Origin of the sequence: Stutzerimonas stutzeri, from assembly GCF_018138085.1 — a bacterium.
GTDB lineage: Bacteria > Pseudomonadota > Gammaproteobacteria > Pseudomonadales > Pseudomonadaceae > Stutzerimonas > Stutzerimonas stutzeri_AI.
In genome coordinates this window covers 1,265,950-1,289,825 of record NZ_CP073105.1, presented here as the reverse complement: position 1 = coordinate 1,289,825, position 23,876 = coordinate 1,265,950, and the positions used below count along the sequence as shown (strand labels likewise).

The 23,876-nt window shown below is 64.6% G+C and carries 24 protein-coding genes; 10 read left to right on the top strand and 14 right to left on the bottom strand.

Going from position 1 to position 23,876, the window contains the following annotated elements:
- Positions 1–2: 2 nt before the first annotated feature.
- The 3 genes from KCX70_RS06100 to KCX70_RS06090 all read right to left on the bottom strand — a co-directional run bounded on the left by KCX70_RS06100 (position 3) and on the right by KCX70_RS06090 (position 3,880).
- Positions 3–1,133, bottom strand: a complete 1,131-nt coding sequence (locus KCX70_RS06100) for a GNAT family N-acetyltransferase (protein WP_212619595.1) — start codon at positions 1,131–1,133, stop codon at positions 3–5.
- Positions 1,134–1,215: 82 nt separating this feature from the next.
- Entirely contained in the window at positions 1,216–2,514 is a 1,299-nt protein-coding gene (locus KCX70_RS06095) for an OprO/OprP family phosphate-selective porin (RefSeq protein ID WP_212619594.1), read from the bottom strand.
- 244 nt (positions 2,515–2,758) lie between these two features.
- Positions 2,759–3,880 (bottom strand): beta-ketoacyl-ACP synthase III, encoded by a 1,122-nt coding sequence (locus tag KCX70_RS06090; RefSeq protein WP_212619593.1) that lies wholly within the window; start codon positions 3,878–3,880, stop codon positions 2,759–2,761.
- Positions 3,881–4,174: 294 nt separating this feature from the next.
- Here KCX70_RS06090 and KCX70_RS06085 point away from each other — a divergent pair, with 294 nt between their 5' ends.
- Positions 4,175–4,705 carry a hypothetical protein gene (locus KCX70_RS06085; protein ID WP_021209530.1) on the top strand — a complete coding sequence of 177 codons (531 nt, stop codon included), beginning with the start codon at positions 4,175–4,177 and terminating at the stop codon, positions 4,703–4,705.
- Position 4,706: 1 nt separating this feature from the next.
- On the opposite strand, the gene KCX70_RS06080 is transcribed toward KCX70_RS06085, so the two are convergent.
- Positions 4,707–4,919 carry a DUF3820 family protein gene (locus KCX70_RS06080; RefSeq protein ID WP_212619592.1) on the bottom strand — a complete coding sequence of 71 codons (213 nt, stop codon included), beginning with the start codon at positions 4,917–4,919 and terminating at the stop codon, positions 4,707–4,709.
- Positions 4,920–5,086: 167 nt separating this feature from the next.
- Here KCX70_RS06080 and KCX70_RS06075 point away from each other — a divergent pair, with 167 nt between their 5' ends.
- From KCX70_RS06075 to KCX70_RS06065, 3 genes are all read left to right on the top strand, one after another.
- Entirely contained in the window at positions 5,087–5,617 is a 531-nt protein-coding gene (locus tag KCX70_RS06075; protein WP_021209532.1) for an ankyrin repeat domain-containing protein, read from the top strand.
- Between the two features lie 150 nt (positions 5,618–5,767).
- Positions 5,768–6,757, top strand: coding sequence for an aldo/keto reductase (locus KCX70_RS06070; protein ID WP_212619591.1), 990 nt, complete (start codon positions 5,768–5,770; stop codon positions 6,755–6,757).
- A gap of 89 nt (positions 6,758–6,846) precedes the next feature.
- Entirely contained in the window at positions 6,847–8,067 is a 1,221-nt protein-coding gene (locus tag KCX70_RS06065) for an MFS transporter (protein ID WP_212619590.1), read from the top strand.
- A gap of 90 nt (positions 8,068–8,157) precedes the next feature.
- On the opposite strand, the gene KCX70_RS06060 is transcribed toward KCX70_RS06065, so the two are convergent.
- From KCX70_RS06060 to KCX70_RS06050, 3 genes are all read right to left on the bottom strand, one after another.
- A complete protein-coding gene (locus KCX70_RS06060) occupies positions 8,158–9,180 on the bottom strand; it encodes a MerR family transcriptional regulator (protein WP_212619589.1) in 1,023 nt (340 codons plus the stop codon).
- 131 nt (positions 9,181–9,311) lie between these two features.
- On the bottom strand, positions 9,312–10,037 hold the full coding sequence (locus tag KCX70_RS06055; protein WP_212619588.1) for an SIMPL domain-containing protein: 726 nt from the start codon (positions 10,035–10,037) through the stop codon (positions 9,312–9,314).
- 179 nt (positions 10,038–10,216) lie between these two features.
- A complete protein-coding gene (locus KCX70_RS06050) occupies positions 10,217–11,119 on the bottom strand; it encodes an alpha/beta fold hydrolase (RefSeq protein WP_212619587.1) in 903 nt (300 codons plus the stop codon).
- 275 nt (positions 11,120–11,394) lie between these two features.
- Between KCX70_RS06050 and KCX70_RS06045 the strand changes: the two genes are divergently transcribed.
- A complete protein-coding gene (locus KCX70_RS06045; protein ID WP_212619586.1) occupies positions 11,395–13,254 on the top strand; it encodes an SLC13 family permease in 1,860 nt (619 codons plus the stop codon).
- Positions 13,255–13,293: 39 nt separating this feature from the next.
- Here KCX70_RS06045 and KCX70_RS06040 read toward each other — a convergent pair whose 3' ends face one another.
- The 3 genes from KCX70_RS06040 to KCX70_RS06030 all read right to left on the bottom strand — a co-directional run bounded on the left by KCX70_RS06040 (position 13,294) and on the right by KCX70_RS06030 (position 14,259).
- The gene (locus KCX70_RS06040) at positions 13,294–13,722 is read right to left on the bottom strand and encodes a 3-isopropylmalate dehydratase large subunit (protein WP_021209540.1); all 429 of its coding nucleotides are present in this window, start codon (positions 13,720–13,722) and stop codon (positions 13,294–13,296) included.
- A gap of 70 nt (positions 13,723–13,792) precedes the next feature.
- Positions 13,793–14,014, bottom strand: coding sequence for a hypothetical protein (locus tag KCX70_RS06035; RefSeq protein ID WP_021209541.1), 222 nt, complete (start codon positions 14,012–14,014; stop codon positions 13,793–13,795).
- Positions 14,015–14,109: 95 nt separating this feature from the next.
- Positions 14,110–14,259 carry a hypothetical protein gene (locus KCX70_RS06030; RefSeq protein ID WP_021209542.1) on the bottom strand — a complete coding sequence of 50 codons (150 nt, stop codon included), beginning with the start codon at positions 14,257–14,259 and terminating at the stop codon, positions 14,110–14,112.
- Positions 14,260–14,442: 183 nt separating this feature from the next.
- On the opposite strand from KCX70_RS06030, the gene KCX70_RS06025 reads away from it, so the two are divergent.
- Positions 14,443–14,838 carry a hypothetical protein gene (locus KCX70_RS06025; RefSeq protein ID WP_212619585.1) on the top strand — a complete coding sequence of 132 codons (396 nt, stop codon included), beginning with the start codon at positions 14,443–14,445 and terminating at the stop codon, positions 14,836–14,838.
- 115 nt (positions 14,839–14,953) lie between these two features.
- A complete protein-coding gene (locus KCX70_RS06020; protein ID WP_212619584.1) occupies positions 14,954–16,219 on the top strand; it encodes a DUF445 domain-containing protein in 1,266 nt (421 codons plus the stop codon).
- A gap of 788 nt (positions 16,220–17,007) precedes the next feature.
- Here the strand turns inward: KCX70_RS06020 and KCX70_RS06015 are convergent.
- The 4 genes from KCX70_RS06015 to KCX70_RS06000 form a co-directional block, all read right to left on the bottom strand.
- Positions 17,008–17,667, bottom strand: coding sequence for an ABC transporter ATP-binding protein (locus tag KCX70_RS06015; protein WP_212619583.1), 660 nt, complete (start codon positions 17,665–17,667; stop codon positions 17,008–17,010).
- Positions 17,660–18,421, bottom strand: a complete 762-nt coding sequence (locus KCX70_RS06010) for an ABC transporter permease (protein ID WP_212619582.1) — start codon at positions 18,419–18,421, stop codon at positions 17,660–17,662. Before KCX70_RS06010 ends, KCX70_RS06015 begins: the two co-directional genes overlap by 8 nt.
- Positions 18,418–19,425 (bottom strand): ABC transporter substrate-binding protein, encoded by a 1,008-nt coding sequence (locus KCX70_RS06005; protein WP_392603547.1) that lies wholly within the window; start codon positions 19,423–19,425, stop codon positions 18,418–18,420. Before KCX70_RS06005 ends, KCX70_RS06010 begins: the two co-directional genes overlap by 4 nt.
- Before the next feature lie 107 nt (positions 19,426–19,532).
- On the bottom strand, positions 19,533–19,979 hold the full coding sequence (locus KCX70_RS06000) for an HIT family protein (RefSeq protein ID WP_212619581.1): 447 nt from the start codon (positions 19,977–19,979) through the stop codon (positions 19,533–19,535).
- A 186-nt stretch (positions 19,980–20,165) separates the two neighbouring features.
- Here KCX70_RS06000 and KCX70_RS05995 point away from each other — a divergent pair, with 186 nt between their 5' ends.
- The 3 genes from KCX70_RS05995 (at position 20,166) to KCX70_RS05985 (ending at position 23,810) form a co-directional block, all read left to right on the top strand.
- Positions 20,166–21,404 (top strand): M20/M25/M40 family metallo-hydrolase, encoded by a 1,239-nt coding sequence (locus KCX70_RS05995; protein ID WP_212619580.1) that lies wholly within the window; start codon positions 20,166–20,168, stop codon positions 21,402–21,404.
- 113 nt (positions 21,405–21,517) lie between these two features.
- Positions 21,518–22,222 (top strand): glutathione S-transferase N-terminal domain-containing protein, encoded by a 705-nt coding sequence (locus KCX70_RS05990; protein ID WP_021209550.1) that lies wholly within the window; start codon positions 21,518–21,520, stop codon positions 22,220–22,222.
- A 67-nt stretch (positions 22,223–22,289) separates the two neighbouring features.
- Complete coding sequence (locus tag KCX70_RS05985) at positions 22,290–23,810, top strand: serine hydrolase domain-containing protein (RefSeq protein ID WP_249121702.1); 1,521 nt, start codon at positions 22,290–22,292, stop codon at positions 23,808–23,810.
- Positions 23,811–23,876 lie beyond the last annotated feature (66 nt).

Genomic DNA, 23,876 nt, shown 5'->3' with positions numbered 1-23,876 from the left:
GCTCAGCCTGGTTGCCGATAGGGCAGCGCCTCCCGCGCCGCCTCGGCGTAGCGCAGGACGCCCAGGCGCTCCTGGGCCAGAAAGTCGCTCACTGCCGCTCGCAGCCCAGGGTGAGCCAGGTAATGCCATGAACGGGTGATGACCGGCTCGAAGCCGCGAATCAGCTTGTGCTCCCCTTGCGCGCCAGCGTCGAAACGCGACAGGCCGGCTGCGATTGCTTGCTCGATGCCCTGGTAGAAACAGGTCTCGAAATGCAATCGATCGAAGGCGTCCAGGCAGCCCCAATAGCGCCCGTAGAGGCCGTCGCCGCCGATCAAGCTGAACGCCATGGCCACCGGGCGGCCGTTCTGCTCGGCCAGCACGACGCGAATTGACGCTGGCATTCGCTCGGCCAGCAGGCTGAAGAAGTCGCGGGTCAGATAAGGTGCCTGGCCGCGCACATGATAGGTATTGGCATAGCAGGCGTAGACGAAATCCCATTCCGTTTCGCTGAGCTGATGGCCTTCGCGCCGCTCGAAGGCGATCCCCTGCCCCATCACCTGCTCGCGCTCCTTGCGCAGCTGCTTGCGCTTACGCGAGGTGAGGCTATCGAGAAAATCCTGGAAATCGCGGTAGCCGCGATTGTGCCAATGAAACTGACAGCCGATGCGCTCCAGCCAACCCTCGCGGCCGCGGAAGACCGTATCGGCGTCCGGCTGGGTGAAATTGACGTGCAGCCCGGAATAACCTTGCTCCACCAGCGCTTCGCTAAGCTCATCGAGCAGCTGCCCCGCCGCCTCGCGGTCACCCAGCAAGCGCGCGCCTGTCACCGGTGAAAACGGCACCGCACAGAGCAGCTTGGGGTAGTACTCGATGCCGGCGCGATGACAGGCATCGGCCCAGGCCCAGTCGAACACGTATTCGCCATTGGAGTGAGTCTTGCGATACAGCGGCAAGGCGGCGACCGCCTCACCGGCGACGCTCTCAAGCAGTTGATGTTGCGCGCGCCAGCCGGTGCGACCGCCGACGCTGCCACTGTCTTCCAGGGAAGAGAGAAAGGCGTGTCGAACGAAGGGCTGCGGATCGTCGCCGAGCAACGCGTCCCAACGGGCGGGCTTGATCTCGGCCAGGCGAAAAAGGGTCTGAATAGGCATGTGCGCCAGTCTGGCCTTTAACACTGACGAAAAAAAGCCCCGCCGAAGCGGGGCCAATAGAGCACTCGAGGAGCGAGGTGGCTTAGAACACGTACTGAGCGCGGAACACCAGGCCATCGCCATCGTCGTCGCCGTTGGCGTTCTCGGCATTGTCGACCTTGGCTTTGACGTAGTAGCCGCTGAGCTTGACGTTCTCGTTGGCGTACCAGTTCACACCCAGGTTGTGGACCTTGCCTTCAACGTCGTTGGTCGCAACGAGACCGACGCTGTCATCCTCGGCTTCGATGTGATCGTAGCGATAGAAGACTTCCCAGGCGCCGATCTGCTTGTTTTCCGGCTTGAGCTGGTCGAAGCGGCCAAGCTTGTAACCGCGGGCTTCGCCGGTCAGGGTGTAGGCAACCTGGGCGTAGTAGCCCTTGGCATCGACGTCTTCGTACGCGGCGGAATCGGAGTCCATTTCGCGAGTGATGTATTCACCCTGTACCGACAGCGGGCCCATGGCCCAGGCAGCTTCCAGTCCGAAAGCGGTGTCGTCCCCGTAAGAACCTGCCGGTGCGTTGTTGGCACCACCCAGCAGCAGGCGGTTGCCGTTGGTGCCGGCATCATTGCCACCGGCAGTGCTGACACCACGCATGCCCAGGCGGCTGCGGATGCGGCCGTCGACAGCGGTGTCATCCAGGTTGCGCTGAGCGAAGTTGACACCGAAGTGCAGGACGTTTCCGGCTTCGTGCATTGGTGCGAAGACCGCACGGGCGTTGACTTGCTTGACGCTTTCGCCGTCGACGTCGTTCTGGTCCTTGGCATGCAGGCCGAGCGAGCCGTACAGGGACTCCCCAGCGGTGCCGTTGACCTGGATACCCAGACCGTTCTGGTGGCCGTTGGCCCAGTCGACCAGATCGTAGGCCGCGTTACGCTCCTGCGCGGTGACCCACTTGGAGCTGGTGGCTTTTTCCAGACCGAAATCGGGATCGAAACGACCCATCTTGATGTTGACCGGGTTGAAGCCCGAATACTGGATGGACGCCTCGTCGAAATAGCCGTCTTCACTGCTGCCGGCGTTGTGGGCGAAGTCGTAGTTGAACTGGTATTTCCAGTCTTGGAAGGCTACGCCGCCGATTTCCAGGAACGCGCGACGGAAGTAGGCGGCATCGGCGTTGTCACCGTTCTGGGAGTAGAAGCCGTCGAAGGTGCTGTAGTCGGCCTGCAGGCGCCCGCCAATTTTGAAGCTGAACTGCTTGTCCGTCGTGGCGACTTCCAGGCCACCCTTGGTCTTGACTACGATGTCAGCGCCGTCAGTAGTGACGGTGCCGGCGAAAGCCTGGGCGGAAACGGCCAGAGCGAGGACGCTGGCGGCGAAACCGGCGAAGTGCTTACGGATCATCGAAAATTCCCCTTTTGGTTTAGCGTTGGAAAACACACAGCTAGTGGCTCTTTGTGCTGCCGGCATCTTGGCCAGCGCGTGTGTCAGCCAAGTGGCTATTCCATAAAGGTTTTATGACAAAGGGAACTTAGAAAGACCGTCCTTATGCGCTTCTCCTCAGACCGTAATCCTGCATGACGACCGGCAATCGCCGGCAAAAAAAAGTGGGCCGAAGCCCACCCTTTCAAGGCTTGCGCCCGCGGGATCAGCGCTTGCGCAGAATCACGCTGCCGATCGAATAACCCGCACCGAACGAGCTGAGCACGCCGAGGCTGCCCGCGGGGAGATCGTCCTGATGCTTGTGGAAGGCAATCACCGAGCCGGCCGAACTGGTGTTGGCGTAGGTGTCGAGAATCACCGGCGCCTCTTCCGGGCTGGCGTCGCGACCCAGCAGCTTGCGCACGATAAGGTGGTTCATGTTGAGGTTGGCCTGGTGCAGCCAGAAGCGCTTGACCGCGCTGACCTCGATATCGTTTTCCTTCAGGTGCTCGCCGATCAGCTCGGCCACCATCGGGCAGACTTCCTTGAACACCTTGCGGCCTTCCTGGACGAACAGCTTGTCCGGGTTGGTCATGTATTCCTCGGCGGTGCGGTTGAGGAAGCCGAAGTTGTTGCGGATGTTATTGGAGAACTCGGTCGCCAGCTTGGTGCTGACCACGTCCCACTGGTACGGCGACGTCGCCAGGTCGGCGCGCTCGATGATCACCGCGGTACAGGCGTCGCCGAAGATGAAGTGGCTGTCGCGGTCGCGGAAGTTCATGTGGCCAGTGCAGATCTCCGGATTAACCATCAGCACCGCGCGCGCCTGGCCCAGTTGCACCGAGTTGGCGGCATTCTGGATTCCGAAGGTGGCCGAGGAACACGCCACGTTCATGTCGAAGCCGAAGCCCTTGATGCCCAGTGCTGCCTGCACTTCGATGGCGATCGCCGGGTAGGCACGCTGCAGGTTCGAACAGGCAACGATCACGCCGTCGATGTCGGCGGCCGTCTTGCCAGCGCGCTCCAGCGCCTGCTCGGCGGCCTTGACGGACATTTCGCAGAGGATCGACCACTGGTCATTGCTGCGCTCGGGGATGCGCGGAACCATGCGATCCGGGTCGAGAATGCCAGCCTTGTCGGTGACGAAACGGCTCTTGATACCCGACGCCTTTTCGATGAAGGCAGAGCTGGACTCGGGCACGGGCTGAACTTCGCCCGCCTCGATGGCCGCGGCATGTTCGCTGTTGAAACGACGAGCATAGGTATTGAAGGACTCGACCAACTCGTCGTTGGAAATGCTGTTGGCAGGTGTATACAGGCCGGTACCGCTGATGACGACGTTATGCACGGTCGTTCCTCTTGAATATTGGCTGATCGTTCTCTGCGCCGGAACGAAAGCGAGGCTGGTCTACGCCGTTCGCCATCGTTCATGCCGCGTTTGTTTATATGGCGGCTATTGTGCACGAAAACCGGAGAGAAACCGCAGTTGCGCGTTGAAAGGCGGACAAACCGCTCATAAAGCAGGCGCCGCCGCGAGGCGAACGACGGCGCCGCGAGGCGCGGTGGTTGGCGCGCACGCCTGGCCGGCAGCGCTGGGCGGCTTTCGGTTATCCTTGCAGCCCCAACCAGCCAGGACCGCCCGATGAAAGACCCACTCGCCGAACTGATCCGCCTGATCAGCTCGGGCTGCATGAGCGACGACGAGATCAACCGGCTGGCAGACGAAGCGGCGCAGGCCTACGCGGACCCGCAAGGATTCTTGCAGGCCAATCCGGACATCATCTATGACGACGACTTCCCCATCCCCCTCGGCGAATGGATGATCGTCGGCAGCCTGCCGGACACCGTGCTGTTCCAGGCCGACGACTACCAGACACTGTTCGAGCAGATCGTTGGCTCGTTCGGCCCGGACGTGAATTTCGTCCTCAAATCCAAGCAACTGGCGAAAACCGAACCGCTGAAAGCGCTCAACCGCATCCAGACCCAGCTCAGCAGCCTCTACCCGGAAAAGGGCGGCTACGTGCTGGTGGACTTCAGCGAGCCGCTCGATGACGAGCTGCAGGCCGTGCTCGTCTATACCTGCGACCTGGAGCGGGTCATGGCCCTGGCAGTGGACGTCGGCATCTATGCCGCCCCTGCGCTGGCGACGCGGCAGGCCGAAAGCCAGGCTTGAGTCAGCGGCGGCGCAACGGGTCGAGCAAGGGTGACAGGCCGTTGTGATCGATTTCCTGCATCAGCGCCAGCAACTGGCCGATCTCTCCGGGCGGGAAACCGACCCGGGCGAACCAGCTCAGGTAGTTGCCCGGAAGATCGGCGATCAACCGGCCCTTGTATTTGCCGTAGGGCATCGCCTGAGTCACCAGGCGCTCGAGATCTTCGGGCTTCATCGCAACGGACCGATAGCGGACAGGCCGCAGATACTGCCATAGCGTGGATGGCCATTGCCATTTCGCACATTGGGGTTACCTATCGGTCGGATAGAAAGCCGGAGCACAGCGTTCGTTTTGGCACAATGACGGCGCTTCGCCAATTTCAGAACAGCCGAGGACCAGAGATGACGGCCCCATCCAGCCCCAAACCCGAACTGGACGACGCCGCGCTGGCGTTCGCCGAGCAGGTATTCGACAGCACCCGCAAGGGAGACGCCGCGCGCCTGGCGGATCTGCTCCGGCGCGGTCTGCCGGCCAATATTCGCAACCACAACGGTGACAGCCTGCTGATGCTCGCCAGCTATCACGGCCACATCGATGCCTCGCGCGTGCTTCTGGAGAACGGCGCCGACCCGCAGTTGTGTAACGACAAGGGGCAGAGCCCACTGGCCGGCGCCGCTTTCAAGGGCAATCTGGCGATGACGCGCCTGCTGCTCGACCACGGCGCCGACGTCGAAAGCGCTTCGCCCGATGGCAAGACTGCCCTGATGATGGCCGCCATGTTCGACCGCAGCGACATCGTCGAGCTGTTGCTCGAGCGCGGCGCCGACCCAAGCCGCGCCGACATCAATGGCGTCACGCCGCTTGCCGCCGCCCAGACCATGGGCGCCCGGGATACGCCGCGATTGATCGCCGATGCCCTGGCACGCCACTGAGGCGGACCGCCAGGCATCGCTCACATATGGCGCGTCGGCCCGTGCCCGATGCCCCGGCCACCGCCTCGCACGCCTGCGCGCCGATGCTGTCAGTACCCTTTGCCCGGCTTACTGCAAGGCCGGCCGACACCGGACAGACGAGGAGCACCCATGACCATCGAAACACTCTCCATCGAGGGCATCGCCACACCCATCTCACGCATCGGCCTCGGCACCTGGGCCATCGGTGGCTGGATGTGGGGCGGCGCGGATGACGAGCGCTCAGTGACCACCATCCGCACGGCCCTCGAACGGGGCATCAACCTGATCGACACCGCCCCGGTGTACGGCTTCGGTCATTCCGAAGAGGTGGTCGGCAAGGCGCTCGAAGGCGTCCGCGACCAGGCCGTGATCGCCACCAAGGTGGCCCTGGACTGGAGCGACGGCGGCCCGCGGCGCAACTCGACCCCGGCCCGTATCCGTCACGAAATCGAAGACTCGTTGCGGCGCCTGCGCACCGACCGTATCGACCTGTATCAGGTGCACTGGCCGGACCCGTTGGTGCCTATCGAGGAGACCGCCGCCGAGCTGGAGAAGCTGCGCCAGGAGGGCAAGATCCTCGCCATCGGCGTCAGCAACTACTCCACCGAACAGATGGATGCGTTCCGCAAGGCCGCACCGTTGGCCAGCGTGCAGCCGCCCTACAACCTGTTCGAGCGCGCGATCGAAACCGACGTGCTGCCCTACGCGCGTGACAACGGCCTCGCCGTACTCGGCTACGGTGCCCTATGCCGTGGGCTGCTCTCCGGCCGGATGAACAGCAGCACCACCTTCGATGGCGACGACCTGCGTAAATCTGATCCGAAGTTCAAGGCGCCCCGTTTCGCCCAATACCTGGCTGCGGTCGAGGCATTGAAAAACCTGGCGCGGGAGCGTCATGGCAAGTCGGTGCTGGCCTTGGCGATCCGCTGGGTACTCGACCAGGGGCCGACCATCGCCCTGTGGGGCGCGCGCCGACCGGACCAGCTGGACGGTATCGACGAGGCGTTCGGCTGGACCCTTTCACCGCAGGACCTGCAGGATATCGACCGGCTACTGGCCGAGCACATCACCGACCCGGTGGGGCCGGAGTTCATGGCGCCACCCACGCGCAAAGGCTGATCGGCAACCGGCCGGAACGCGTGTCCGGCCACCCTGACATTTCGCCGTGCCGATCGCACGGCACATCGTTTCAGATATTCGAGGCATTCATGACCCACGCCAGTACAGGCCAGCCGACGTTGTCGACCCGTGCCATCCTCCTGATCGAACTGGCGCTGGCCATGGGCGGCTTCGCCATTGGCACCGGCGAGTTCGCCATCATGGGCCTGATGCCCAACGTCGCTCAGGGGCTGGGCATCAGCGAGCCGCAGGTCGGCCACGTCATCAGCACCTACGCGTTGGGCGTGGTGGTTGGCGCCCCGTTGCTGGCGATCCTCGGTTCGCGCCTGTTTCGCCGCCACCTGCTGCTGTTGCTCATGAGCTTTTTCGCCCTAGGCAACTTCGCCAGCGCGGTGGCGCCGGATTATCACTCGTTGATGGTGTTTCGCTTCATCGCCGGCCTGCCTCACGGCGCGTACTTCGGCGTCGCCATGCTAGTGGCCGCTTCGATGGTTCCGGCGGGCCAACGCGCCAAGGCGGTCAGCCGGGTGCTGGCCGGACTGACCATCGCCATGCTGATCGGCAATCCCATCGCGACCTGGCTGGGGCAGTGGCTGAGCTGGCGCTGGGCGTTCGGTCTGGTCGGCCTGATCGCACTGCTGACGGTCCTGCTGGTGGCGATCTTCCTGCCGCTCGATCGCGACGAGCCACGCAACAACCCCATGCGCGAACTGCGCGATTTCAATCGCAAGCCGGTGTGGCTGGCACTGGCCATCAGCTCGATCGGCTTTGCCGGCATGTTCTGCGTGTTCAGCTACCTGGCACCGACGCTACTGGAGGTCACCGGCGTCGGTGAAGGCTGGATTCCGGTGGGGCTGGCGGCGTTCGGCCTCGGTGGCATTGTCGGCAACCTGTTTGGCGGCTGGCTGTTCGACAAACTGCGCTTCAAGGCCATCGCCTGGTTGCTGCTGTGGAGCATTTGCGTGCTGCTGGTGTTCCCGTTTGCCGCGCATTCGCTGTGGACCATCCTGCCGGCCGCCTTTGCCGTCGGCACCATGGTCTCGCTGTCGCCGGCCTTGCAGACGCACCTGATGGATGTCGCCGCCGATGCACAGACGCTGGCGGCCGCCTCCAACCATTCGGCATTCAACGTCGCCAACGCGCTCGGCCCCTGGCTCGGGGGCCTGGCGATCAGTGCGGGCCTGGGCTGGACGTCGACCGGCTACATCGGCGCAGCGACGGGAGCCGTTGGCCTGCTGGTGTTCTGGTGGGCCTGGACAGCACGTCACCAGACCGAGGCCCCCGGCCCCGTGGCGACGGCCTGCGATTGATCGGCGGATCCCGCGCAACCGCCACCGCGAGCGAACCTGCCGCTCGCGGTTAGCCGTCGCAGCCCGCTCACAGGCCGTGCCTGACGGCGATCAGGCTTGCAGTGCGGCGACGGCCTGGCCGAGATAGTGCAGCAGGTCTTCGTCAACCCAGGTGCCTTGCATCAGGCTGGGCTCGCGCTGGTTGGCCTCGCGGATCTTCTGCTGCGTCTGCGGGTCGTCGCCGGCATAGGCGCGAAACAGCGCCAGCCAGCGGCGGGCGAGCTGCTGCACCGGCTCGGCATCCGCCGCCAGGCCATCGCGCCGCGCCTGACGCAACTCAGCGATCAATCCCGGCCACTGACGCATGCTCTCCAGATAATGCCGGCGCATGAAGCGCATGGCGTCCGGGTCGAGGTAGCGCCGGTACACCGCCAGCTTGGTCTCGGCGAAGGCGCGTAGCACATAGTCGCTGACCTCGCGGGTGATGCCCGTCTGCTGTTGCAGCGCGGGCTCGCCCAGATGCATGGCGTCGAGCTTGGCCAGCAGTGCGGGGTCGGCTGCGGTGTCCTGCTCCAGTTGCTGCATCCAGCGCAGCGCCAGCGCCTGGGCCCGTTCGTCCTGCGGGCTGACTTCCTCGTGCAGCAGCCGCGCGCCCTCCTCGGCCAACTCGGCCCAACGCGCATCGCTTGCTGCGTTGCGGTTGTAGAACGGCAACTGACGCAGTTCATCTTGTGAAAAATAACGTTCGTACATGCCCATCAACTCCAATGTCTCCAGCCAGTCGGCCAGCGCCGGCTGCTGCCCTGCGACGCACTGCCGGTGCAGATGCGCCAGGCGGTCGCGCAGGCGAACCTGCCGCGCGATCTGCTGGTCGAGCAGGCTCAGCTGCTGCTCGATCACGGTGGCAACCGACGATTCAGGCCGGTCGAGAATCGCCCCGACGTCAGCCAACGAAACCCCCAGGCTACGCAGCGCCTGGATCTGCTGTAGCCGTGCGACATCGTCGCGGTCGTACAGCCGATAGCCAGCGTCGGAGCGCGCGGACGGACGCAGCAATCCGATGCCGTCGTAGTGGTGCAGTGTCCTGACGGTCAAACCACAACGCCGGGCCAATTCACCTACTCTCAACTGCATCGCGATGCGCTCCTGTTCCGTGCGGGAGAGATGGTCGGGCCTCACGCAACGTGAGGGTCAAGGTAGGTCAACGCATCTTTCTCGCAGCGCGACCCGCCCCGATTTTCAGGCGGATCGCTGCCCTGCGGCGCCTACTGAAGGGCGAACTCGAAGGTGCTGACCACGCGTAGGCGCTTGCCCGGCGTGCGGCCGGTGTCCATGTCGCTGCCGTCATCGTCGAGCACCCGAATCACGCCCTGATTAGCAGTCTTCAGCTCACCCAGACGGGCGCCCGCGTCTTCGGCGAACTTCGCCGCTTGCTCACGGGCATTGCGGGTGGCGTCTTCCAGCAAGGCCGGTTTGAGGTCATTGAAGCCACGCAGCTGATAGCGCGGCCCGCTGAAGCCGCTCTGTTCGGTATCGAGCTGGATACCGGCCTGGATCAGCGGATCGACACCGTTGGCAGCCTTGCCGACCGCTTCGACTCGCGCCGACTTCACGACTACCTGGCCGCTGCCGTTGAAGCGCAGGGCAATTTCCTGCGGCGCCCATTCGCGCGCCAGCAGATCCTGCACCTGCAGCGGGCGCACCTCGATCTCGTCATCGTCGAAGCCCTGCTCGCGCAGGAAGGCGACCACCCGGGCGCGATCCTCGGACAGACTCTGCTGAACACTGGCGAAATCATTGCCGGCGCGACGGAAGCCGAGTGTCCAGACGGCAAAATCGCTTTGCACGTCGCGCTCTGCCAGCCCTTTGACCGTCACCGAGCGATCGGCCATTCGAAAACGCTCCACGCCCTGCCCCACCGACCAGCCGGCGAAGGCAACCGAAACCGCAATCAACACGGCGGGTAGCAAACCGATGCGCGCTGTAGTCACGATGATGCTCCTCGGAGAGATAAGGCGGTCGATGCTACCGACAATCCCAGGCTCTAACAAAACCCGTCGGCGCCGGTGCACGGCAGCAAGCTTTCGAGGCGAGCCGCACCGGATCTGCAAATGGTAGGTGAAGAGCAGCGCTCGGCTGCGGCAGCCACCGGATAGGCTTCAGCGCTGCCTCAGCCAGTCTGCCCCGGCGAACCAGCAGCTGCGGTCGGCCATGGATTGCGGCCTTCGCCTATCCACGCCAGAGTTGCCTGCCAGAAGCCTTGGCGATGGCGCTCGTGAAACAGATCGAAGTGCCCGACACGCTCCAGCCCCAACTCACCGGGGCTGAGACGCACGTGAGCGCAGCGACTGTTGCGGTAGTAGCTCAGTCCGCGCTCGATGGCCGGCAGTGTGCCGTATTCGTCATCGGTCATGCTCACGGCCAGTATCGGCGCGCGGACGGCGGCAAACCGCTGCAGGATCCACTCACGGTCGTCGGCAGGATAGCTGTGTTCCAGCTGCGCGCGTCGAAACGCCCATTCCCGCGCGACACCGGCCGGCAGGTCTTCCAGCCAGCCCAGCCGGCGGCCAGGGAAATACCCGTATAGCGCTGTCACCGCCGGCATGAACAGATGCCATTTGGCAAACATCCGCCAGCGCTGCTCGGCGGCGTAATCGCGCCAGTAGGCGTATTGCGCGCCGACACTGAGAAAGCGGTCGACCTCGGTAGCCGCCGCGGCAAAACCGGGCAGGAAGCCGCCGATGCTGTGCCCAACCGCCACTAGCAGCCCGTCCGGATCACGCGCACGCATCCAGCGCACGGCGGCGTCGAAGTCGTAGTCACCCCAGTCCCGCCAACGCATGCGAAAGCCGCGCAGACTCACCGGCCGCGAGCCGCCGATGCCACGGTAGTCGTAGGTCAGCACTGCATACCCGTGCTCACGAAGGAAACCGGCATACCGCGCGTAGTAGCGGGCCAGGACACCGGTCGCGCTGCTGACGACCACCGAGCCGCGCGCCTGGCCGGCGGGCAGCCAGAGCTGCGCCGCAAGCGGATAGCCATCGCGGCATGGCAGAACAATAGTCTGTGGCATGGACGGTTGCCGGTTCGTTGAGGGCGCTTGTAACCATGCCCGCTGCCTCGTTTTTTTGCCAGCACCGCGAGCGATCCGGAGTCGCGCGGCACCACAGGCGCCTTCAGCACCACCACGGGCGCACGCCGGCAGCGAACCCGCCACTGGCCCGGAGGTCCATCATCGGGCTACCGTAGCCGCGCTGCGGTGCCCTGCCCGACAACCTTTGCTTCCACCCACCGCTCCGCTCACGGCCCTCCCGGCTGATCGCGGCGCGCCTGTCCATCGGAGTGATCATGCAAAGCGATCAATTGATCGTATTCGCCGTGCTGGCCGCGACACTGGGTTTGTTCGTATGGAATCGATGGCGCTACGACGTCGTCGCCGTCGGCGCCCTGCTGGTCGTTACCCTGGCTGGCATCGTGCCCCCGGAAAAGGCCTTCATGGGCCTCGGGCATCCGGCCGTGATCACCGTGGCGGCGGTACTGGTGGTCAGTCGCGGGCTACTCAACAGCGGCGTGGTGGATTCACTGGCGCGCCACCTGACCAAGGTCGGCGACCGCCCTTGGGCCCAGGTATTGTTGCTCTCGGCCATCGTCGCGTTGTGTTCCGGTTTCATGAACAACGTCGGTGCGCTCGCACTGTTCATGCCGGTCGCCGTCTGGATGTCGCGCCAAAGCGGCCGTTCACCATCGTATCTGTTGATGCCGCTGGCCTTCGGCTCGCTGCTCGGCGGCACCCTGACACTGATCGGCACCCCGCCGAACATCATCATCGCCGGCTACCGGCGCGAGGTCGGCGAGGCCCCGTTTCGCATGTTCGACTTCCTTCCGGTAGGCCTGGTGATCACCGTCGCCGGCGTGCTGCTCATCGGCCTTCTCTGGCGCCTGATACCGCGCCGGGAAAACCAGGGTTCCGATCAGGAGCTGTTCGAAATCAGCGCCTACCTGACCGAACTGAAGGTGCCGGACGGCAGCAAATATGCCGGCCGCACCTTGCATGAACTGATCGTCGCCGGGGGTGATGACGCGGAGGTGGTGGTCATCGCCCTGGTGCGCGGCGGCCGCTATCAGCCGATGCCTTCGACGTACGAAGTGCTACATGGCGATGACGTGCTGCTGGTCGAGGCCGACTCCGACAGCCTCAAGGGCTTTCTCGACAAGACGCATCTGACGCTGGCTGCCGAGGCCGACAGCAAGGCGCAAGCGCAGCAGAAAGCCGAGCAGGACAAGCAGGCGGCAAAGCGCGGCGCTTCGGACAAGCCGCGCACGGCAGGCGATTCCGGCAGTGACCGTCATGGCGAGCGAGCGCTGGTCGAGGCCATCGTCACGCCCGGCTCGTCGCTGGTAGGCACTACCGCGACCGGTCTGGCCCTACGCGAACGGCATGGCGTGAACGTGCTGGCCGTGGCCCGTCAGGGCCAGCGGCTGCGTCAGCGATTGAGCAATATCCGCTACGCCGCCGGCGACATTCTGCTGTTGCAGGCCCGCGAGGAGCAGTTGCAGCCAATATTGAACAACCTCGGCTGCTTACCTCTCGCCTCGCGTGGCCTACGGATCACGGCGCCTCGCCAGGTGTGGCTGGCCAGCGGCATCTTCGCCACCGCGCTGGCGCTCATCGCGCTGGGCATGGTTCCGGCGGCCATCGCGCTGGTGGGCGCAGCCCTGGTGATGGTGCTGGCCGGCCTGGTCCCCAGTGGTGAAATCTACAAGAGCATCGACATGTCGGTCATCGTCCTGATCGCCGCCATGCTGCCGATCGGTGAAGCGCTGGAAACTACCGGTGGCTCGCGCCTGATCGCCGATGCATTGCTGAATATTGGCCAGGCGGCACCACCGGCGGCGACGGTGGCGATTCTCATGGCCGGCGTGATGCTGCTGTCGAACGTGGTCAACAATGCGGCCGCTGCGGTGCTCGCAGCGCCCGTGGCGATCAGCCTGTCACGCGGTATGGAGGCTTCGGCCGATCCGCTGCTGATGGCCGTGGCTATCGGTGCGTCCTGCGCATTCCTGACGCCGATCGGCCACCAGTCGAACACGCTGGTGATGGCGCCGGGCGGCTACCGCTTCGGTGACTACTGGCGCCTGGGGCTGCCGCTGTCGATTCTGGTGCTGCTGGTCGCCGTGCCGGTGATTCTCTGGGTCTGGCCGCTGTAGCGATACCGCCGCCCCCCAATATGGCCAAGCGCGACGCCGTTATTCGGCGTCCACTTGCTGGATATCGAAACCGATGCGGTTGTCGGCGCTGATGCGAAACTGCAGCGTGGCGCCCTGCTCGACCTGCGCAGTCCTCTCGCGTAACAGACTGCCCTTGCCACACAGGGTGTCGTCTTCCGGGTCGGACTCGATGCTGACGATGTGCATCCCGGCCGGCACCTGCAAGTGCACTTGTTCGCCGACGTGAATACGCGCCGCCAGCTGGCGGTCGACCTTGACCGCTACGTAGCAACCACCGCCGCGCAGGCCGAAGTCACGGGTCACCACCAGCTCACCGCCGTTGGCCACAGGTACCTGATAGCCACGCAACCGCTCCTCGGGCACCGGTTTGATGTCCGCCGGGTCGGCCTGCCAGGACGAGCAACCGGCCAGGGCCAGCAACGGGATGAGGGCGAGCATGGGGCGCATAGGGAGTCTCCGGTCGGTCAGCGAAGCGGTGATGGTATGCCAGGTTCGCTTGCCGTGCCGAAGGAACGCGCTAGCGAGTCGAAATCGGATGGCTGCTGCCCGGATAGGGCCGCTCCTCTTCGAGATTGCCATGGCGACCGTAGACCTCGACCGAGGCGGTCTTGCCCGCCATGAAACTGTCCAGCCCGGTGTACATCTCGTCCTTGGTCAGGGTGCGCAGCACCGTCTCCCCGGTTTGCTGGTCGGTCAGCGCCCAGCCCGAAGGGGTCGGATTGACGTGATATTTATCCATGTGAGGCTCCTGTGAGTGGCGCGGATTGGCGGTGTGCCGCGTGTCGATGCCCGATTGGCAGAACAACCATCGGGCAGTGCGCCGGGGCGCTCGGATCAAGTGCGGTCATCGTCTCCCTCGATTTCGGTGTCGTCGAAGTCCGGGTCCTCGCCCGGCTCCTTCTCGCCGCTGTCGGTCATGGTGACGTCCGGCTGCTCGTCGTCGGGTGTGTCGTACTTGGGCGGGTCTTCTGGAATCGGGGTCATGGCGGGCTCACTTCAGGAGGGTGTCAACGAATTGGAACCGCTCCGGCCCTGCGGCGTTCGCTGCCTCGCTTGCCGGCGGTCCGATCGCGACCGAGCGACCGCCAACGCCTGCACGTTGCGATTGCAGCCGCAACAGGACTCCACCACACTGCCGCCAATCCAACCTGCCACCGGAGTTGCCCCATGCCTGCCACCGAACAACCCTCGCGCGAGACGATCCTGGCTCACCCCGATGCGCTGGAATGCACCATCTACCGCGCCCATGAAACCGATCCGGATGGCGAGGAGCGCGACATGGGCGATGCCCGCGTCGTCATTACCGGCCCGTTCGAAGCGCCGCAGGAGTGGGACGCCAAGGAGCGCGCCGACTACTTCGACGGCATGCCGGAAGACGCCTTCTTCACTGCCATGTTCGCCAGCGAAGCCGGGGCCGACTCCAAGGGTTACTTTTCCGTCGAGGCGGACGACTACGCCGCCGTGACCGAGCCGGACGGCACCATTGCCATGTACTACGTCTGTGAGCGCCTCGAGGACGGCACCTACGTGCTGCTGCGCGAAGAAGACGACGCCGAGGACTGAGCCTGCACCACACCGCGGTCGAACCCGCACCGCCTGCAACGGGTCTGCTGTATAGGCAGGCCCGTCTCGTTCATGACTGCCACTGCCTCCATCCGCCACGCCCAAGAGGAATCGCATGAGCCCTCTGCAACGCCACTGGCAATCACCGGTCACCCGCATGAAACTGGTGGCCGGTCTTCTTCTGCTACTCGCCGCCCTGCTCTACGTCGTGGCCACCGCGATGGAGCCGCATCATCCGGCCTGGGGTTACCTCTCCTCTTTCGCCGAAGCCGCCATGGTCGGCGCGATTGCCGACTGGTTCGCCGTCACCGCGCTGTTTCGCCACCCGCTCGGTTTGCCGATTCCGCATACGGCGATCATCCCGCGCAGCAAGGCGCGCATCGGGAAGAACCTGTCGACCTTCATCACTACCCACTTCCTCTCGACGCCGCTGGTGCTGGCCAAACTCGAGGCGCTGGATATCGGCGGGCGCCTGGCCAACTGGTTGCGTCATCCGGCCAATGCCGCCGCGGTCGGGCGCCAGCTCACCGGCATGGCGCGGTTCGGCGTCGAGTCCCTGCATGACGAGCGGGTGCAGCAGTTCGTCAGGGAAAAACTGGTCAACCGCGTGCGCAAGGTGGACCTCGCACCGGTCTGCGGTCAGGTGCTGGAAATGCTTACCCGCCAGGGCAAGCATCAGGCGATGCTCGATGAAGGGCTGATCAAGCTCGACGCCCTGTTGCAGGACGACGACACCCGCGCATTGGTGGCCGATGCCATCACGGCCGAGGTGCGCACCTTGCGCTACCTGGGGCTGGGCAAAGCGGTGGGCGGCTGGTCGGCGAACAAATTCGTCGATGGGGTTTCCGCCGTGATCGCCGAGGTCGCCAACGATCCGGAGCACCCACTGCGTGAACGCTTCGACGAGCATGTCAGCGAATACATCGAGCGGCTCAAATATGACCCCGGCTATCGACTGGAAGTCGAGCGCATCGTCGCTCAGCTGCTGGAGCATCCGGCCACCACCGACTACCTGCAAACGCTCTGGCGTGAGCTGACCGAATGGTTAGAGACCGATCTGGACAGCCCGGATTCGCGCATCGGCAAGCGGATCGTGCGCCTGACCCAGGGCCTGGGCGACTCGCTGGCCGCCGACACCGCGATGCGCACCTGGATCAACGAGCAACTGATGGCTGCCGCACCCGCGATGCTCGAGCGCTACCGCGGGCAGATCGGCAAGTACATCGCCCAGCGCGTGGAGAACTGGGAAAGCCGCGAACTGGTCGAGCAGATGGAACAGAGCGTCGGCAAGGACCTGCAATACATCCGCATCAACGGCACGCTGGTCGGTGGCCTGGTCGGGCTGGTCCTGCATGCGCTGACCCAGGCGGCCATCGGTTAGAGACGACCGAGGAGCCGGCGCCTGAGTCGTCGCGGACGACCTGAACGCCTGCTCTGGCATGCCTGACCCTGTGGGAGCGGTCTTGACCGCGAAAAGGGCCGCTCATGCCTGCCGTATCCCTGATGTTCGCCGCTTTTTCCCTGTCGAGGGCGAGGCCCGGTCAGCAATGCGCCAAACGCTGAGCCGTGCCCGTTCGCGGTCGAGACCGCTCCCACGGACTTGGTCGTACGCCTAATCTGGCATGGCCGACCTGACCGCCAGCTCTGGCATGCCCGGCCCTGTGGGAGCGGTCTTGACCGCGAAAACGGCCGCTCATGCCTGCCGTATCCCTGATGTTCGCCGCTTTTTCCCTGTCGGGGCGAGGCCCGGTCAGCAATGCGCCAAACGCTGAGCCGTGCCCGTTCGCGGTCGAGACCGCTCCCACGATACTGGTCAAACGCCTGACCTGGCATGGACGACCTGAATGCCTGCGCTGGCATGCCGGACCCTGTGGGAGCGGTCTTGACCGCGAAAATGGTCATGCCTGCCGTATCCCTGAATGATCGCCCCCTTTTTCTCTGGTAAGTCTGTGTCGCGGGCGGGCCTGATCAGCAGTGCGCCACTGCTGATCCGTGCCCATTCGCGGTCGAGACCGCTCCCACGATCCTGGTCAAACGCCTGGTCTGGCATGGCCGACCCGAATGCTTGCTCTGGCCTGCCTGACCCTATGGGAGCGGTCTTGACCGCGAACAGGGCCGCTCGCACGGGCTCAAACTTCGCTGGGCTTTTTTGGATGGGTTTATCGCCCGCTATACGCCGAGCAAGCGCAGCTCTTCACTGATGAGGCTCGCACAGGCGCCATCGGTTAGCGGCCGATCCCAGCGCAGCGTTGCAGGCCGACCGGAGAGGTACCAGAGCCGGTTGGCCAGCTGATCGGCATCGCGCGCATCGTGGGTTACGCAGATCATCGCCATCCGCGGCTGCTCGTCCAGCAGCCGGGCGATCAGCTCGCGCAACTCGGCGGCACGATCCGGGTCCAGCGAAGCGAAGGGTTCGTCGAGCAACAGCAGATCCGGTTTGATCGCCAGGCTACGCGCCAGCGCCGCGCGGCGGGCCATGCCCAAAGACAGTTGATCGGGTAGCCGATCAGCCGCCTCGAGCAGCCCGACCGCACTCAGCAGTCGGTCGATCTCGACAGCGCCGGCTCCGACCATGGCCAGGTTCTGCCGCACCGTGCGCCAGGGCAGCAGGCGGTGTTCCTGAAACAGGTAGCCAACCCGTGGACGTGAACCCGTGCTAGCGCTCGGAGCCAGTCGCGGATCCAGCCCGGCGATGGCGTTGAGCAAGGTCGTCTTGCCGACGCCCGAGGGGCCGAGCAGGCAGATGCGGTCGCCCGCCGCCACCTTGACGTCAATCGACCCTAGCACCGGATGAGTCGCCGCGGCGCCGTCGATCCGCAACTCAAGCATGCTGCAGACCCGCTTCACGCCAGGCCGACGCGCGCCGTTCGAGGGGTTGCAACGCGGCCAGTTCGATCAACTGCACCACCGCAATAAAGGCCAGGCTGTAGGCGAGGATGCTCGCCACGTCGAACACCTGAAACGCCATATGCAGCTGAAAGCCGACGCCATCGGAGCGGCCCAGCAGCTCGACCACCAGGACGATCTTCCAGATCAGCGCCAGGCCGCCGCGGGTCGCCGCCATCAGGTACGGAAACAGCTGCGGCAGCCAGACGTCCACGACGCGCTGGCGGCGGCTGAAGCCATACACCCTGGCCATCTGTTCGAGTTTGGGATCCAGGCTGCGTGCGCCTTCGCGCAGGGTCACCGCCACATTCGGCACTTTATTCACCACCACGGCCAGCACGGCGGCTGCCTCCACCAGGCCGAACCAGACGTAGAGCAGGATGATAGTGACCAGCGCCGGCAGGTTGAGAAATAGCACCAGCAGCGGATCGAGCACGGCGTTGGCCACCCGTGAACGGCCCATCCAGACGCCCAACATTGCGCCCAGGGCCATCGCAAGCCCGAAGCTGATCAACACCCGGCGCAACGTGACCAGCAGATGATGGGGCAATTCGCCGCTCTGCACGGCCAGCCAGAAGCTGCGCAGCACGGCCGCCGGCGATGGCAGCAGCGGCGTATCGACCAGCAGCGCCGCGACTCCCCAGACCACCACGAGTACCGGTAATGCCAGCCAGCAGGTCCAGCGAGAGCCGTTCACGGCTCGCTCTGGAACAGTGCGGCGGGAATTACGGCGGTCCGCTCGGCTCCGCTTAGGATCAGCAGCCGCTGCAGCGCATCGATGCGGGCCTTGTCGAGGGGCTGGGGAATTCCTTCGACGAAACTGTCGCGCAGCGCGGCGAATACCGCGTCGCTGTCTGCGCGCATCAGCGGCCGGATCGCCTGCCATTGCTCGGGCTCGGCGGTCAGCTGGCGCTTGGCCTGGCGTAGCGCGCGGGCGAAGCCCTGAAGCAGGTCCGGATGCTCGCGCGCCCAGGCATCGGCAAACAGGTAGCCGAGGATCGGCAGATCAGTGTCGAGACCGACCGTGCGGGCCAGATCAGCCAGGCGAAACGCACTGCGCACCCCGCCCTCACCGCGCATGCGCGCCGAGAAATGCCAGAACGTCAGCAGAGCATCCAACTGGCCGCGGCGTAGCGCCTGGCCGAGCAAAGGAGGCGCGGCGTATTGCACGGTCGCCTCGCGCGCCAGCTCGACTCCCTGCGCCGCAGCCGCCTTCTGCAACAGCAACCAGCCGAGCCCATCCGGGCCGCCGGCCACGCCGATGCGCTTGCCGCGCAGGTCCGCCAAGGTACGGATATCGCTGTCGGCACCGACCAGCACTTCACCGATCTGCGAGGAAAACGGCACGTAACGATAGGCGTTGCCGGCTTCGTAGCGTTGCTGCGCCCAGAGCAGGTCGCTCACCGCGCCATCGACGCTGCCACTGCTGAGCGCCAGACGCGACGCCGGCAGATCGGCGACCAGCCGCACCCTGAGCTCGAAGCCGTTGGCCTTGTCCAGCCCGTGGCGCTTGAGGTGATCGAGCTCCCAATGCGGCGTGCCGAACTGCAACACGCTTAGTGTCAGCACTGGCAGCGCTTGTTCGCTTTGCGCGTGCGCAAGCAGCGGGACCAAGGCCACCAAAACCGCAGGCAGGCAGCGCCACGCCGCACGGAAGGCGCGGGCGAAGAACCGGGTGAGGAACCACGAGGCAGGCATCATGCCCGCAGGGTACGAAGCCGCCAGTCACCCACGAATAGTACTTTGGTGCCCGTTGGCTGCTCCGATGGTCGCGCCCGGCAGCCGAACGCGAAGGGCTTACGAAGGGCTTAGATGCCCGAGCGGGCAATCGCCTCCACCAGGCGCGCCTGCAGCTTTTCAAGTTCGGCCGGCTCAGCCTTGCCCGCCGCATGAACGCCCAGCCCCTCGCCGGCATAGCGGGGAACGATGTGCACGTGAATATGGAACACCGTCTGCCCCGCCGGCGCGCCGTTGAATTGCGCGATCTGCACGCCGTCGGGCTGCAACTCGTCGACGATCACCCGGGTCAGCTTCTGCACGACGGCCATCACCTTGCACAGCGCCTCGGTATCCACATCGAGGATATTGCACGCCGCCGAGCGCTTCGGAATCACCAGGGCATGGCCAAAGGACTGCGGAAACAGATCGAGGAAGGCGAGCACGTCGTCATCTTCATAAAGCCTGTAGCAAGGCGCATCGCCTCGAATGATCTGGGCGAAGATGTTTTGCGGATCGTAGGAAGTGGTCAGCGACACGTGCAGCGCTCCATGACTGTGGGGGAAGCACAACCATAGCGGGAGCCGACCGTGCAGAGCCAGCAGCAGGTTGCTGCCGCGCGGGCGACCAGTGGCGCCGACGCACGCGTTCGAAGCATACGCACCGGAACGATGCAGCCTGGAGAGTGCTCTCAATCTCACACCCATCCGAATCGAGGTCTCCCAATGCGCGCTCGTCCCTCCCCGCTCGCGGCCGCCGTTGCCCTGTGCTTCTTCTCCCTGACCAGCCTCGCCGCCGAGCTCAAACCCGACGAGCTGCTCAAGCAGGCCGAGGCCGAGCAGAAGCCCTACCTGGAAACGGTTAAAGAACTGGTCGCCGTCGATACCGGCACCGGGCTGGAAAAGGGCCTGGCGACCGTCAGCCAGATGCTGGTCAAGCGCCTCGAAGCCTTGGGGGCGAAGGTCACGACCACGCCCGCGACGCCTTCGGCAGGCGACAACATCGTCGGCACGCTGAAGGGCTCGGGCAGCAAGAACTTCCTGTTGATGGTCCACTACGACACGGTGTTCGGCGAAGGCACCGCCGCCAAGCGCCCGTTCCGCATGGACGAGCAGCGCGCCTACGGCCCGGGCGTCGCGGATGCCAAAGGCGGCGTGGCGATGATTCTGCACGCGCTGGAAATGCTCAAGCGCGAGGGCTTCGATGGCTACGGCAGCATTACCGTGCTGTTCAACCCGGATGAGGAAATGGGCTCCTCGGGCTCGAAGAAGATCATCGCCGAGCTGGCGCGCAAGCATGACTACGTCTTCTCCTACGAGCCGCCGGACAAGGATGCGGTGACCACGGCCACCAACGGCATCAACGCGGTGATGCTCGAGGTAAAGGGCAAATCATCCCATGCGGGTTCGGCGCCGGAAGAAGGCCGCAACGCCGTGATGGAGCTGGCCCACCAACTGGTGCAGCTGCGTGATTTGGGCGATCCGAGCAAGGGCACCACGGTCAACTGGACCATGATCGAGGGCGGCGAGAAGCGCAACATCATCCCCTCCAGCGCCAAAGCGGAGGCGGACATGCGCTACTCGGATCTCAGCGAGTACGACCGGGTGCTGGCCGATGCCAAGCGCATCGTCGAGAAACAGCTGATCGACGGGACCACAGTCGAGGTGCACATCAATAAAGGCCGTCCGCCGCTGGCGAAAAATGCCGGTTCCGAAGCACTGGCCAAGCAAGCGCAGGAGCTCTACGGCAAGATCGGCAAGGATATCGAGCCCATTGCCATGCGTTTCGGCACCGATGCCGGCTACGCCTACGTCCCGGACAGCGAGACGCCAGCGGTGCTGGAAACCATGGGCGTGGTCGGCGCTGGCCTGCATTCGGACGAGGAATATCTGGAGCTGGCCAGCATCGCACCGCGCCTGTACCTGACGGTGGCGATGATCAAGACTTTGTCGACTGCAAAATAGCGCGCCGGCGCGCGCATTCGGCGAGGGGCGACGGAGATGGCGTCTCGCCGAGCGATGACCGCTTCGCCAAGTACCCGCTATCCTCAAGGTCCGATTCATTTGCGGAGAAGCCCATGCACGACCTTTCCAAGTTCCCCATCACCCAGAAATGGCCTGCCAGCTACCCGGATCGCCTGCAACTGTATTCGCTGCCCACGCCCAACGGGGTGAAGGTATCGATCATGCTGGAAGAGACCGGCCTGCCCTACGAGGCCCACCTGGTCAATTTCGAAACCAACGACCAGCTCTCCGAAGAATTTCTGTCGCTGAACCCGAACAACAAGATTCCGGCAATTCTCGACCCGGACGGCCCCGGCGGCGAGCCGCTGGCGCTGTTCGAATCCGGTGCGATCCTGCTGTACCTGGCCGACAAGACCGGTCAGTTCATACCCGAGGACGCCGCGGCTCGCTACGAGACGATCCAATGGCTGATGTTCCAGATGGGTGGCATCGGGCCGATGTTCGGCCAGGTGGGCTTCTTCAACAAATTTGCCGGCAAGGATTACGAAGACAAGCGTCCGCGCGACCGTTACGTCGCCGAAGCCCAACGCCTGCTGGGCGTGCTGGACAAGCGCCTGGAAGGCCGCGAATGGCTCATGGGCGGCCGTTACAGCATCGCCGACATCGCCACCTTCCCGTGGGTGCGCAACCTGGTGGGCTTCTACGAAGCACGCGAGCTGGTGGAATTCGAGCGCTTCGTCAATGTGCAGCGGGTACTGGACACCTTCGTCGCGCGGCCGGCGGTGGCCAAGGGGCTGAACATCCCGCCACGCGGCTGACGAACCCGGATTGGAACCCCATCGCCTAGTGGCTGAAGGCACCACATAGAAAACGAGAGGTGACGGCATGGCAGGCGAAAGCGCATCACTCCGGCTGCCCTGCGCAGTCACCTGTTCGCAAAGTCGGCTACACCGCCATGGCGTGTGGTTCAGGCGGTTCGGCGCGGTGATCTGCCTGGCCAGCCTGTACGCACCGGCCGACGCTCAGCAACTGACGGCGGCGCAGTCCGATCCAATCAAGCTGGGCTGGATGCAGGGCTTCCCGCCTCCGGCAGATAAGCTGATCGGCCAGCCGGACTCGGACTACTTCAGTTTCCCCAAACTTCGCTGGTCGGTTTGCCACATCCGCGAGCTGCTGCCCACCGAGGCCGTCAGTCGGGGCCTGGATGCGCCGGCGCCGTTGCGCCAAGCGCTCGACAGCAGCATCGATGCCGTGAGGTTCACGCCGCTCGGCTCGAGCAAATCGATGACTTGGGAACAGTCGCTGGCAGCGAACTACACCGACGGCATCGTTGTGCTGCATCAGGGCCGAGTCGTTTACGAACGCTATTTCGGCTGCCTCGACGAGCGTGGCAAACATGCGGCGATGTCGATGACCAAATCACTCACCGGCCTGCTCGCCGAGGTGCTGGTTGCAGAGGGCGGCCTCGATGATCAGGCAAAAGTAGCAGCGGTCATCCCCGAGCTCGCCTCCAGCGCTTTTGGTGACGCCACCGTCCGACAGGTCATGGACATGACGACGGCGCTTGATTTCAGCGAGGACTACGCCAACCCCGAAGCGCAGATCTGGACCTACAGCGCCGCGGCCAATCCGCTCCCGAAACCGGCCGACTACCAGGGCCCGATCGGGTATTACGCCTACCTGCAGACGGTCGCCAAAGCTGGCACACATGGCGAGGCGTTTGGCTACAAGACGGTCAACAGCGACGTCCTTGGCTGGATCATCGCCCGCGTGACCGGCAAGGCGGTGAGCGAGCTGGTTTCCGAACGCCTGTGGCAACGCATGGGTACCGAGCAGGACGCCTACTACACCGTAGACGCACTGGGTACGCCATTCGCAGGCGGCGGTCTGAGCGCCGGCTTGCGGGACATGGCCAGGCTCGGGCAATTGATGCTCGATGAAGGCCTGCACAACGGCGAACGATTGTTTCCCGCCGAAGCCGTACGGACCATTCGCGCGGGCGGGGACAAGCAGCTATTCGCCAAGGCCGGTTACAGCACACTACCCGGCGGCAGTTACCGTGCCATGTGGTGGATATTGCATAACGACCATGGCGCTTTCGCTGCACGGGGTGTGCATGGGCAAACCCTCTACATCGATCCAACCGCGCAGACGGTGATTGCCCGATTCGCGTCGCACCCTTCGGCTAAAAACGCTGATAACGACCCCACGTCGTTGCCGGCTTATCAGGCGCTGGCCGACCACCTGATGCAAAAGCGACCAACACTGATCCAGCTGCGGCGCGGCGAACCGCGCCCTGCGCCCGCCTCGGATCACCCTCACCGCACGCCCGATGGCTGGTTCGGTCCCGCCGACGCGCCGGTTGGCCATCTGGCATCTACGCGCTGCTGCGGCTGGATTCGCTAAAAAAATCGCATGCCTGTGTCGATTCCTTCGACCCTGAATCGACCAATGAACAGAGCCAGCGGATCT